A 13,048-nucleotide genomic window follows, 5' to 3' on the forward strand; every position below is an offset into this window, starting at 1 on the left:
TATATTTGACAAATAATCATTATAAAACACTAATTTTAATTGCTTGTTTTAAATAAATCCATAGCAGTCCTCCCTTTCGTCAATATGAGCAGCAATATTGAAAACGAATATTTCTGCGATGGATTAACAGAAGAAATTATTAACGCGCTTGCTAAAATCGAGCAACTTGCAGTTACTTCACGTACTTCTTCATTTTATTTTAAAAACAAAAAGATAATTACTAAAGAGATTAAAGAAAAACTTAACGTAGCGATTTTTATTGAAGGGAGTGTAAGAGTGTCAAAAAACAAAATGCGCATAACTGTACAAATGATTGATACGCTTGATGATTATCACTTTTGGTCTGAAACCTTTGATAGAAATCCAGAACATATTTTTGAAATACAAGATGAAATAAGTCTGTTTATTGCGGAAAAACTACGGGAACATATTGGGCATATTGAAATAGAAGATAAACTTGTAGCACCTATAGATGTACCTGTACCTATTTATAGAGAATACCTGAAAGGGAGGTATTACATTATGAAATTAGATTATAAAAACTCTATAAAAGGCATCAAGATTTTAAAAAAAGTCATACAAAAAGCACCTAACTTTGCAAGTCCCTATTTAGATATTAACCTTGCCTATATGAATATGGGAACCATGGGGTTGTTACCAGCCTATGAGGCCTACCAAGAAGCGCAACCTTATTTGTCAAAGGCAATTGCGTTAGACCCAAACTCATCAAGATCGCAACTGAATTTAGCGTGGATAGCCTGTTGGCAAAATTGGGATTTAGAAAAAGCGTATATACATGCAAATAAGGCACTAGAGTTACAAAAAGCAGACGATATTTATCTGACCATTTCTAACTTTTTAACAGTAGAAGGTAAATTAGATGCAGCTCAAAATTATCTAGACAAAGCCTTACAATTAGATCCTTATGCAGCGATCAATCATCATTATAAAGGTTTCTTGTGCTATTTGAAAGAAGAATATGAAACTGCGATTCCTTATTTACAAAAAGCATTGGAATTAGACCCTAAATTACCCTTTCCTCCAATTTATATTGGTATAAGCTTATTAATGTCAGGCAAGCCAAATGAAGCTTTAACATATTTCAATTCACTAAAAGGGGTCTCTGTAAAAGACCTCACCAAATTAGGTGGGGTTACCATGTGTTATGCCTACCTAAAGGAAACAGAAAAGTGCAATGCTGGATTACAAGAATTAGAGACCTTTTTAACAACTGCACTTGTAGATAAGGCCTTTACATTTTTGATATTGGTAAATGCCTTGTTGGGTAATGATGAAAAGGTAATCGATTTGATAACTCAAGCATACAACAAGCGCTTGCCATTGATATTGTTATTGAATCCATCACCAATTCTCAAGCGGTTTAAAAACAAACCACGTTATAAGGAAATCATGCTAAAAGCAATTCCTGATAATCTAAATTACAAACAGAAAAAAAAATACAAACAGGCTTTGCTTGATGCTGCTGAAGTTAAAAACTACAGCGAGGAATTGGAGCAGATTATGATGGATTATAAGCTGTATTTAAATCCTGATTTATCACTAAAAGATTTGGCTTCTTACTTGGAGCTTCCTGGCAATTACGTTTCGCAATTGTTAAACCTAGGTTTTCAAAAAAACTTCTCAGAATACGTAAATACCTTTAGAGTTAAGGAATTTAAAGCGCGTGTACTTTTAGAAGAAAACAAAGGCCTAACGATTATGGCTGTAGCTTACGATAGTGGATTTAACTCTAAAACAGTATTCAATACGTTCTTTAAAAAAATGGAGGGGAAAACACCTTATGCTTATCTTAAAAAGCATATGGAATAGTCAAAAATTCGAATAAAAAAAGTATGTTTTTAAATGACCTTACAATCATTTTTATGACATTTCGCCATAAAGACGATACAATACCTAACTGTTTATTGCTTTTCTGATATAAATACTTTTAAATCGGTAAAGGCTTTCTTTCGGTAAGGTATTAGTTTTTTATAGTCTTCACTGTTAAATAATTGCTCCAAAGCTTCTTGGTTTGGAAATTCAACAACCATAATAAAGTCAGGTTTTTCTTTACCAATAACGCCATGTTTAATAGGGTATTTTACTGGTTTTGCATCAACCAATTCATATTTTGCTCTAATTTGAGACGTGTAATATTCAAAAGCTTCTTTCTCATTTAGATTCACAAAAGCTATAATGATGAGTATAATTTTAAAGTTCATAATATTTTGTTTCCCTATGAGTATAGCGTACGTTGTAAAAATCACATTTTATGACTAAAAAAACACATTAGTTAGACTAATGTCTAATGGAAACATTGCATTTTTAGAAGTAGTCAGTGTGATTTTTCCTAATACAATCCTACTCATATACTAACAGTAGTCTGGTTTTAGGGAAGAACTGTTTATTACCAGCTATTGTTTTTATATAGAATATGGACTTATGAAAAATACAATAAAAGAAGAACGTGCTATTTGCAAACTTACACAGGCAGAATTGGCAAAAAGAGTAGGAGTATCTAGACAAGCTATACATATTATCGAAAACAACAAGACAATTCCATCAACTGTAATAGCGCTAAAATTATCACAAATTTTCCAAAAACCAGTGAATGCTTTTTTTGAACTCGAAGAAAACGAATAATTTTTTTGTTAGAGTTACAGTGTATAAAATGGGTTCTAAATTTAAAATCAAAACCTTTCATTGTATTGTTTAGTTTTATAGGATGGCATCACATGAATAACAGTTATAGACTGCTTAAGGGATAGTTTTATTGAAGCTATAATGATTTGTAAATCAGTTTTTTATATTTGTTTTAAAAAATATTAAATTTTTTTTGTGATTTTTTAAATACTTTAAACACTCATACAATGTAATTCATCTTTACATGCATACAAAAGAGGACTTTATTCAACATATAAAAGAGAACGAAGGTATTATTTATAAAGTTGCAAGACTTTATACCAATAGTGCTGAAGATCTAGAAGATGTATACCAAGAAATTGTCTATCAACTTTGGAAATCTTACCCTTCTTTTAAAGCCAATTCAAAAATGAGTACTTGGATGTATCGTGTTGCTTTAAATACGGCAATCAGTCATTTGAAAAAAGAAAAGAAAAAAGGGACACGAGTATCCATAGATAATTTTCTTTCGAATAAATTAGATGAATTGGATACAGTTATGGAAGAACGAATTACACTGTTATATGCGCATATAAAAAAACTCAGTATTGTAGAAAAAGGAATCATACTCCTTCATTTAGAAGGCAAAAATTATGATGAAATAGCCGCAATTACTGGATTTACAAAAACCAATATTGGGACACGTTTAGGAAGAATTAAACAAAAATTAAAATCTCAAATTAAAAAATAAAAGAAGTATGGAATTCGATGAAATGAAATCCCTCTGGGAAGATCTGAATCAAAAAGTAGACCAACAAAAAGTATTAACAGATCAGTTAATTCTAGACATGACTAAAGAGCGCTATGAAATTAGAATGCGCAGTATTTCTGTGCCAGAAACTCTAAGTGCGTTCATCTGTTTTGCTGCAGTTATTTATCTGATTAGTAATTTTAATGAACTAGATGTTTGGTATTTACAACTTACAGGCGTGCTTACCATAGTTGCTTGTTTGCTGTTGCCTATACTGTCATTAAAATCAATTCAAAAGTTGAAGGCGATAGATATTTCTAAGAGTACTTATAAAGCATCATTATTGAATTATGCTAAAGAAAAAACAAGGTTTATGCGTCTGCAAAGAATAAGTTTTTATACCAGTTTTATAGTATTGATACTTACTGTAATTTCCTTTGGTAAAATTATAAAAGGTATAGATGTTTTTACAATGACAGAAAAACTCAACTGGTTGGTGCCTTCAGGTATTGGTATTTTATATATTTTCTCTCAATGGGTTTTAAAAAAATATAAAAAGGCTACAGATGCCGCAAACGCAATATTAAAAGAGCTCGAAGCCTAAGCCTATTTCAAACAAATAATCACAATTAAGTAATGCATTTATTATAAAGCTGAATTTTATTCGGACAAGAAAAGTGCGCCCAAAAATGAACTAAATTAAATTTAAAAAATGAAAAAAATATACATCACATTCGTCTTAGTGTTATGCTCAGTCTTAACGTTTTCTCAAGACATTACAGGCATATGGAATGGAACAGTAAAACTAGGTAAAGACAAAGAAATTCGTTTTATTTTCAATATTAAAAAATCAGATAATAATTATGTCACAGAGTTGTCTATACCAGCACAAAGAGTTGCAGGATTAAAACCTCAAAGTACCACGTATGACAATGGAATCTTATTAATTGATGGTTCAAACTTAGGCATCAAGTATGAAGGCAAATTCAATACTAAGTTACAGCAATTTGAGGGGAATTTTTCAGAAGGAGCTAATACACTTCCATTACAATTAAAAAAGGGAAAGTTAAGCGTAGCTACCAAAAATAATAGACCCCAAGAGCCTGTAAAACCTTATCCTTACAATGAGGAGGAAGTAGTTTTTAAGAATAAAAAAGCTCAAGTTTCACTTGCTGGTACTTTGACTTTACCACGAAATACCAAAAAAGCTCCTGCTGTTATTTTAATAAGTGGTAGTGGTCCACAAGATAGAGATGAAACGTTCGCAAACCACAAACCTTTTTGGATACTTGCAGATTATTTAACACGCCAAGGTATTGCAGTTTTACGTTTTGATGATCGAGGAGTAGGAAAATCGACAGGTAATTTTAGTGAAGCAACAACTGCAGATTTTGCTACAGACGTTGTAAGTGCTGTAAGCTATCTAAAATCAAGATCAGATATTGATACTAATCATATTGGTCTAGTGGGGCATAGTGAAGGGGGTATTATTGCACCTTTAGCAGCGAATCAAACAGAAGACGTGTCTTTTATAGTACTATTAGCCTCTACAGGTATACCTGGAAGCGAAATATCATTAATGCAGTCTATTTCAATGCGTCCTTTTCCAGTACCTAGTGAAGCAGCATATGAGCAAGCCATCAGAGAAGCAATTAAAATTGCAGCTTCAGATAAGGAATTGTCAACAATTAAAAAAGAATTGACTGCGCATTACAACAAAACAATTGCTCCAATATTAAAACCCATGGTTGGTAATGATGCTAAGGTAAATGAGATTGTGGAAGGTTTAATCAAAGCCAGAACTACACCTTGGGTTCGTTATTTCTACAATTACAATCCTGCAACTGAAATAGAAAAATTGCAAATTCCGGTATTGTCTTTAAATGGTACGAACGACACACAAGTAAATGCAGAAATCAATCAAAAGAGTATTAAGGAAGCATTGATAAAAGGGAAAAACACAGATTATAAGATCGTAAAATTAGAAGGTTTAAATCACTTTTTTCAGGAGAGTACAACTGGTAAAATGGATGAGTATAGTAAAATTGAACAGACATTTTCACCAATAGCCTTAGAAGAAATTTCAAGTTGGGTTTTAGAGCATATCAATTAATGAGTTCGGTTTCTTAAATCAGAAAAAATTCAACAATAAGCTTTACATAGTTTTGTAACAATAATATATTAAAATCATGAAAAATTATATAACCTTATTATTGCTGTTCATAACTGCATCAACTTTTTCCCAATCAAAATCAAAAATTCAAAAGAAGGTTTTAATGGTTGTAAGTAGTTATGGTAAAGATAATGGCCATACACGACCAGGCTTTGAGTTTGAGGAGTTTGTAGATGCCTACACTATATTTACTCAGAATGATGTAAAGGTTACTGTAGCAAGTCCAAAAGGTGGTTCTGTAGTAGCAGATAAATTCGATGCAACCAAAAAGAAAAATAAAGCATTTTTAACCAATAGTGCTACTAGAAATTTACTGAAACAAACCCTACCAACTTCAACTATAAATGCAAATAATTATGATGCTGTTTATGTTATTGGAGGTAAGGGAGCCATGTTTGATCTTCCTTATGACCCATCATTGCAAGATATAGTAGTAAACCTCTACAATAGAGAACGTACAGTTTTGGCTGCTGTTTGTCATGGTACTGCTGCTTTTGTTCATGTAAAAGATCAAAATAAGTATATTCTAGATAATGAAAAGATTACTGGTTTTTCTAATGAAGAAGAACGCCTATTTAAAAGTAAATGGATCAATGAATTTCCTTTTTTATTAGAAGACAAGCTAAAGTCAAGAGGAGCAATCTATCAAGAAAGTAATTTTATGTTAGAAAAAGTAGTTATTTCTGGTAAGTTTATAACAGGTCAGAATCCTGCATCTACAAAAGCTTCAGCAGAAACAGTGCTGATAGCTTTAGGGATAACACCTAAACAAAGAAAATATACAAGGCAAGAAGTAACATTAGGGTATATTAAAAAGTACCTCAACACTAAGATGGATGCTAAAGAACTTTTTAAAGAACATACTGCAAATAGTTACAATTACAAACTAATGGCAACTTATGGATTCTTACTTTTGCAAAATACTAGTGATGATAAAGCAAAATTAGAAAAGGCGATAGGATTAATTACTACTGCCAAACCTTATTTTTTTAATGAAAACTTTCAGTTGCTAGTTGCAAAAACACAAATAAAAATTGGCAATATAAATCAAGCGAAACAAACTCTTGATGCGCTTATAGAAAAAGGGTTGTTGAAAAACGAGGCAGAAAAATTACTACACAAAATTTCTGAGAATTAATTGATGAAGAAAAGAATCCTTTTATTTTTAAAAGTTGGTTTTGCGTTAACGGCGCTTTTGGTTATAGTGATAACCATAGCTTACCTATGGCCAATGGATGTAATAGAACCACCAAAGCTTTTTCAGAAAACCATTGTTAAAAATGTAACTATTATTGATGTTGAAACTGGAAATTTAGCAAAACATCAATTTGTTCTGATCGAAAATTCTCGTATTACAAAAATTGACAGTATACCTATTGAAGTTGTTGATGATGTTTTGCATATCGATGGAAGTGGTAAATACCTAATGCCTAGTTTATGGGACATGCATACCCATTCCAATCAACAATCAGCTTGGTTACATCATCCGCTTTATATTGCAAACGGAGTTACTGGTATACGAGATATGTCAGGACAGTTAAATAAAAAAGACAGCTATTGGGTAGGTAGTAAAGAACGTCTGCAGTGGAATAAAGACCTAAACAATAACAAAAGAGTCACACCCAGATATATATTGCAAAGCAGTTATCAAATGGATGGCGAAAAAGCCATTCCTGAAGAGTTCCCCAACTTTTTCAAACTGCAAAAGCCATCACAAGTAGATTCCTTGTTACAGTTTTACAAAAATGAACAGGTTGATTTTATAAAAGTGTATCAGCAATTGCCAAAAGACACCTACAAAGCCTTGGCTAAAAAAGCACCAGAGTACGGGTTGCATTTGGCAGGGCATAAACCGATGTTTTTAAACTTAGTAGAAGCGGTTAATCTAGGACAAAAAAGTTTTGAACATGGACGCATATTTATGTATGAGTGTTTCCCAGAAGCCGATAGCTTAAAAAATCCAACAAATTGGAAAGCATATTTCTCGAAATCAAAAGCAAAGATTGTTCAACAGTTTGATTTGGTCCAAGCAAAAAAATTAATGCAATTAATGCAGCAAAAGAATGCCTATTGGACACCAACCTTACAGACTTTAAAGTTTGAAGCCAATGCACATATAGAGAATTTTACAAACAATGTAAATTTAAAGTATGTCACTTCAGTCAGGAAGAAGTTATGGTGGAAATTTGATACAGACCATAACAAAGAGAAAAATATTGAACGTGAGGGTATTAGTGTAAGTGAACAATTTTTTGAAGCCTCAAAACAACAAGTAGCCATGGCCAATAAATTGGGTGTGCCCATTATGGCAGGAACAGATGTTACAGATTCGTATGTGTTTGCGGGTTTTAGTTTACATGATGAATTATACGAATTAACAAGAAGTGGACTTTCTAATTTAGAGGCCTTACAATCTGCAACTATAACACCAGCAAAATTTTCCAATATAGAAGAGGATTACGGCTCTATAGGAATAGGAAAAAAGGCAGACCTAGTAGTATTAAATAAAAATCCACTAGAGGATATTAGAAACACAAAGGAAATACATGGTGTATTGTTAAATGGTGTGTATTACAATAAAGAAAAACTCACGGAACTCAAAAACTTCACTGAAACAGCAGCCAGCAGCTTTCATATGAATGTAAAAGCATTAATAAGCTTGGTGAACAGCCCCTTGATTCGTGTACAGTTTGCCGATTAACAAAATTAGTTCTATTTTATAATCTAGAACGTTTTAGAGTTTAAGCAATGTTAACTTTGAAAACAAATTAAGATTTCAAACAATGGAAAAAATGAAAACTAAAAAATACAGAAAGGGAGTAAAATTAGGGTTAGGAATTATTTTAGGAACAGTATTGGGCTATGTAACCTCAAACATGCAATTATGGTTTGTGTTAGGGATTGCCATTGGCGCAGCTTTAGAATATGGTACAACAAAAAAGCAATCATAAAAAATAATCATAAAATGAAATCATTATTTACGACACTATTTTTTATAGGTATTACACTTTCAACGGTTAGCATTGTTTCTCAAAACAAGAACCAAGAACTTGTTAATAAAATTGATTCTTATCTGAAGGCAAGTGAAACAAATGGATTTTCTGGTGTGGTTTTAGTGGCTAAAAAAGGAGAAATTCTTTTATCTAAAGGATACGGTTGGGCAGATAGAAAAAATAAAACTCCCAACTTACCTGAAACCATTTTTAATATTGGTTCAGTAACCAAACAATTTACAGCATCTGCTATCTTAAAATTGGTAGAGCAAAGAAAAATGAAAACTTCAGATAAACTGAGTTTATATTTTCCTCAAATTCCTCTTGATAAGACGGATATTACAATTCATCAACTATTGACACATACTTCAGGTATTTCCAGTAAAACAGGTGGTTTTAGATATCATGAAGCCAGCAAAAAACAGTTCTTAAAAGAGTTTTTTGAGGCAACACTACATGCTGAACCTGGCACATCCTACCAATATGCAAATGCCAACTACATACTGTTAACGGTGATACTAGAAATGGTTTCAGAACAAACCTACGACACTTTTCTACAGAAAAATCTATTTGTGCCTGCTCAAATGAAAAGTACAGGTTATAAAAGTGTTAATTTTGATAAAGAACGACTAGCACATGGATATTACTACAATAGAGATGACGAACAGTGGATGGATTGGGGTACAACGCAACAACATCTACCAGATAATAATAATCATTGGTATAGTATAGGTAAAGGGGATATTCATTCTACCATTGAAGATTTATATAAATGGCATAATGCTTTAAAAAATAATCTCGTTTTAACATCAAAAATTAGAGAAAGTCAAGAAACCCCTTTTGTAGCGGAAAATGATAACAATACATCCTATTATGGATATGGTTGGGCCATTTCTAAAAGTGATAGAGACACCAAAATTGTTGCGCATAATGGTAGTAACGGGTTATATTTTGCAGATTTTGTAAGATTTGTAGAGGATGATATAGTTATCATATACATGACGAATAAGTTTTTAGGACCTGAATCTGAAAACGTAGCAAGAGAAATTGGTAAAATGATGTTTGATGCGAATTATAAGGCGCCTCCAATTCCCAGAAATATTTATGAATTGATTCATGAATTTATGAACATTAATTCATCTAAAAATGCAAAAAAACTACCAGATTTTTTAAGAAAAGAGCTCAAAAGTGAATTTAATGATCCTGCCATACTAAACCGACTAGGATATAGTAGATTAAAAAAAGAAGAACAAGCAGATTGGGCATTAGAACTGTTTAAACTGAATGTAAAATTATTTCCTAAAGATGGTAATTTATGGGATTCTTTAGGTGAGGCTTATTTAAAATACAATCAAAAGGAAAAGGCCATAGAATGTTATACAAAGGCAGTTGAATTCGGAAGTGAAAGTTCTAGGAAAACTTTAAACAGATTAGTAAAAGATGACCAATAATGAATTTGACATGGTAAATATAAATAATCAAATTAAAAAATTACACTCCTATTATTCACCAACAATAATAGCAGAAGTCAATAATGAATATGTGAAAATTGCCAAAATAAAGGGAGATAAAGTCCCTTGGCACACGCATGAAAATGAAGACGAGTTGTTCTATATTTTGGAAGGTTCGTTGGTTATGGAATTAGAACATCAAGAACCTTTTATCATGCAAAAAGGTGATGTATTTGTAGTTCCCAAAGGAGTAAAACATAAAGTAAATTCAGATAAAGAATGTACAATACTATTAATAGAAAGTAAAACAACTTTACATACAGGAAATGTAATTACTGAGATTACAAAATCAATCAAAAATCAAAAAACACATATTTTTTAAGTTAAAAAGAAGAAAAAAAACTATAATTCTTAAAAATCATAAGTTACATCGATTATGTAACGCTAACTCTAAAATAAATACGTTCATGTATTTATTTTTCCTATTTTAAGGTAAATTACGTTGCTTTGTAGTCTATTATGAATTTGCATCTAAATAAAAATTTATCAAAAATACATTTATACTGGAAATGCCAATTAGTAGGGTGGAGTATGGTTTCTATTTATTGGGCATATACAGTATATACAAGAGATAATTACGGTTTTTTTTACACGTTTTTAAATTATGTATCAGATATTGCTATTGGAATATTTTTAACACATATGTATAGAGTGTATGCTTTAAAAGCTGAATGGAGTAAATTGCCCATAAAACAATTACTCATAAGAGTAATTCCGAGTATACTTTTTTTAGCTGCTTTATTTGTTTTCATAAACAATTTAAAATGGATTGTTTTCAGAACCTTTTTTGTTATTAAGAACGTTGATTTCTTAGAGTCAATTATGTATTGGGACCCAATTTTACTCACGGGTCTTCGTTTAATGTCTATTTGGGTATTAGCCTATCATTTGTATCATTATTATCAAAAAGAAGTGGTTACAGCAAAAGAAAATGCGCAATTATCTTTAATAGCTAAACAAGCGCAATTAGATAATTTATCAGCGCAGTTGAATCCTCATTTTTTGTTCAATTCCTTAAACTCCATAAAATCTTTAGTAATTGAAAACCCAGATACAGCTAGAAGAGCTATTGATTTATTGTCAGATTTATTACGTTCATCTTTATATGAAAAAGACAAAGGTTTAATTACCATTAAAGAAGAATTATCTTTAGTAGAAGATTATATTGAATTGGAAAAAATGCGTTTTGAAGAACGTTTGCAACTAGAAACACAAATTGATGACAATCTTGTTAATTATAAAATACCTACGCTTAGTATTCAGTTGTTAGTAGAAAATGCCATTAAACATGGAATCGATTCAAGCGTTAAAGGGGGTATTATAAGTCTTATGATTAAAAAGCAAAAAGATTTTATTGAAATTATAGTGAAAAACCCTGGAACTATTTATGATAAAAAAAATGCGGGTTTGGGTTTAAAAAATTTGCAAAAGCGATTAACAATTCAATATAAAAACGAAGCTACTTTCAGCTTAACTCAAACAAATACAGAAGAAGTTGAAGCAAAAATATTAATACCTATTATAGTTGATGAAGTTATTTAAAACCATAATTATTGATGATGAACGTTTGGCTAGAGAAGAAGTAAAACGAGCACTACAAAAACATAAAGAGTTTAAAATTATTGGGGAAGCAAGTCATGCAGATGAAGCTATAGTATTAATTGAGGACTTAAAACCAGATATTTTGTTTTTAGACATTCATATGCCTGGAAAATCTGGTTTTGATTTGTTAGAAGAATTAACCAATGTACCAAATGTAGTTTTTACAACAGCTTATGACCAATATGCTGTAAAAGCGTTTGAGATGAATGCGTTAGACTATTTAGTAAAACCTTTAAGAGACGAACGTTTTTCTAAAACTATAGAAAAAGTAAAGTTAGAATTGTCTAAAAGAAAACAATTAGCGTCTACAGTGTTACCAATGCATCAAAAGATATTCATAAAAGATGGAGAAAAATGTCATTTCATTCCCTTAACAGAGATACATTTTATTGAATCTTTAGAAAATTATGCACGTTTGTATTTTGGTTCAAATAAAGCAATGATAAAACGTTCTTTAAATTTATTAACAGAGAAGTTAGATCCTAAAGTCTTTTTTAGGGTGAATAGAAGTCAAATGATTAACATACATTACATTAAAGAGATTCACCCCTACTTTAATAATAGACTACAAATTATATTAACTACTGGTGAAAAAGTGGAGGTATCTAGTAGACAGTCAGTTAAGTTCAAAAACTGGAATAGTTTATAAAAATATCACTTATTTTAACGCTCATTGATTTTTATTTACGCTCCTGTACTTTCTCTTTAATAATGGCTTCAAAGAACTTTACTTTGTATTGTAAATAATTAAAAAGTACATCATGAATAACCTTAGAAAAAAACAAATCACACTTAATTTTTTATACGTAATAGTATTTATTGGATTATATGCTTGTGATAAAGAGATAGCAACTGAAGCAAAACAACCAACTCTAAAAGACTATGCAGTTGGTGAAAAATGGGTTTGGAAATACAAGGGAGTTACAGATAAAGGGGAAATACGTTCAGATGGAGAAGATGTGCGAAAAATAGTTAAAATGCCTTATGGTTTAGGTATAACAATTGGAAAAGATACAGTTCCAGTTTTAGATATGGTAAAGCCTGATGAAAGTGAAACTCCAAGATATAAATGGCCTTTAAAAGTTGGTAAAAAGTGGAAATACGAAAAGAACTGGACAAGTCAAGATGGAACCACAGGAAAACAAAGTCAAGACGTAGAAGTTTTATCTTATAAAGAAGAAAAAGTAGGAGCAGGAACATTTATGGCTTATACCATTGAGTATAAAGGAACAATATCCAATTCCAGAGGATATAGTGCCAGAACAGATGAAGTATGGCTGTATGCACCAAAAGTGAAAAATTTTATCAAGTTAACGCAAACTCAAGATGACTTTGTATACAATGAAGAGTTAATTGAATATACAAACCCAAATACGAAACAATAAGATTTGTTTTC

The 13,048-nt window shown here is 31.2% G+C and carries 14 protein-coding genes; 13 read left to right on the forward strand and 1 reads right to left on the reverse strand.

The window, feature by feature from the left end; genetic code table 11:
* The first annotated feature begins 84 nt into the window (after positions 1–84).
* Complete coding sequence (locus SJY27_RS16580; protein WP_397445987.1) at positions 85–1,830, forward strand: helix-turn-helix domain-containing protein; 1,746 nt, start codon at positions 85–87, stop codon at positions 1,828–1,830.
* A gap of 92 nt (positions 1,831–1,922) precedes the next feature.
* Here the strand turns inward: SJY27_RS16580 and SJY27_RS16585 are convergent, their stop codons facing one another.
* Positions 1,923–2,222 (reverse strand): DUF1330 domain-containing protein, encoded by a 300-nt coding sequence (locus tag SJY27_RS16585; RefSeq protein ID WP_397445988.1) that lies wholly within the window; start codon positions 2,220–2,222, stop codon positions 1,923–1,925.
* Between the two features lie 220 nt (positions 2,223–2,442).
* Between SJY27_RS16585 and SJY27_RS16590 the strand changes: the two genes are divergently transcribed.
* From SJY27_RS16590 to SJY27_RS16645, 12 genes are all read left to right on the forward strand, one after another.
* Complete coding sequence (locus SJY27_RS16590) at positions 2,443–2,643, forward strand: helix-turn-helix transcriptional regulator (RefSeq protein WP_397445989.1); 201 nt, start codon at positions 2,443–2,445, stop codon at positions 2,641–2,643.
* A 244-nt stretch (positions 2,644–2,887) separates the two neighbouring features.
* Positions 2,888–3,373 carry an RNA polymerase sigma factor gene (locus SJY27_RS16595; protein ID WP_397445990.1) on the forward strand — a complete coding sequence of 162 codons (486 nt, stop codon included), beginning with the start codon at positions 2,888–2,890 and terminating at the stop codon, positions 3,371–3,373.
* A 22-nt stretch (positions 3,374–3,395) separates the two neighbouring features.
* Positions 3,396–3,977: a hypothetical protein gene (locus SJY27_RS16600; protein WP_397445991.1), complete on the forward strand. Its 582-nt coding sequence runs from the start codon at positions 3,396–3,398 to the stop codon at positions 3,975–3,977.
* A gap of 108 nt (positions 3,978–4,085) precedes the next feature.
* The gene (locus SJY27_RS16605) at positions 4,086–5,486 is read left to right on the forward strand and encodes an alpha/beta hydrolase family protein (RefSeq protein ID WP_397445992.1); all 1,401 of its coding nucleotides are present in this window, start codon (positions 4,086–4,088) and stop codon (positions 5,484–5,486) included.
* 76 nt (positions 5,487–5,562) lie between these two features.
* A complete protein-coding gene (locus SJY27_RS16610) occupies positions 5,563–6,684 on the forward strand; it encodes a type 1 glutamine amidotransferase domain-containing protein (protein WP_397445993.1) in 1,122 nt (373 codons plus the stop codon).
* A 3-nt stretch (positions 6,685–6,687) separates the two neighbouring features.
* Entirely contained in the window at positions 6,688–8,247 is a 1,560-nt protein-coding gene (locus SJY27_RS16615) for an amidohydrolase family protein (RefSeq protein WP_397445994.1), read from the forward strand.
* A gap of 82 nt (positions 8,248–8,329) precedes the next feature.
* Entirely contained in the window at positions 8,330–8,497 is a 168-nt protein-coding gene (locus SJY27_RS16620; protein WP_397445995.1) for a hypothetical protein, read from the forward strand.
* Positions 8,498–8,511: 14 nt separating this feature from the next.
* Positions 8,512–9,990 (forward strand): serine hydrolase, encoded by a 1,479-nt coding sequence (locus tag SJY27_RS16625; protein WP_397445996.1) that lies wholly within the window; start codon positions 8,512–8,514, stop codon positions 9,988–9,990.
* A complete protein-coding gene (locus SJY27_RS16630) occupies positions 9,980–10,372 on the forward strand; it encodes a cupin domain-containing protein (protein WP_397445997.1) in 393 nt (130 codons plus the stop codon). Before SJY27_RS16625 ends, SJY27_RS16630 begins: the two co-directional genes overlap by 11 nt.
* A 137-nt stretch (positions 10,373–10,509) precedes the next feature.
* Positions 10,510–11,592 carry a sensor histidine kinase gene (locus SJY27_RS16635; protein ID WP_397445998.1) on the forward strand — a complete coding sequence of 361 codons (1,083 nt, stop codon included), beginning with the start codon at positions 10,510–10,512 and terminating at the stop codon, positions 11,590–11,592.
* Complete coding sequence (locus tag SJY27_RS16640) at positions 11,579–12,301, forward strand: LytR/AlgR family response regulator transcription factor (RefSeq protein WP_397445999.1); 723 nt, start codon at positions 11,579–11,581, stop codon at positions 12,299–12,301. Before SJY27_RS16635 ends, SJY27_RS16640 begins: the two co-directional genes overlap by 14 nt.
* A gap of 112 nt (positions 12,302–12,413) precedes the next feature.
* On the forward strand, positions 12,414–13,037 hold the full coding sequence (locus SJY27_RS16645) for a hypothetical protein (RefSeq protein ID WP_397446000.1): 624 nt from the start codon (positions 12,414–12,416) through the stop codon (positions 13,035–13,037).
* Positions 13,038–13,048: the final 11 nt, after the last annotated feature.

Origin of the sequence: Polaribacter sp. R77954 (assembly GCF_044595335.1) — a bacterium.
GTDB lineage: Bacteria > Bacteroidota > Bacteroidia > Flavobacteriales > Flavobacteriaceae > Polaribacter.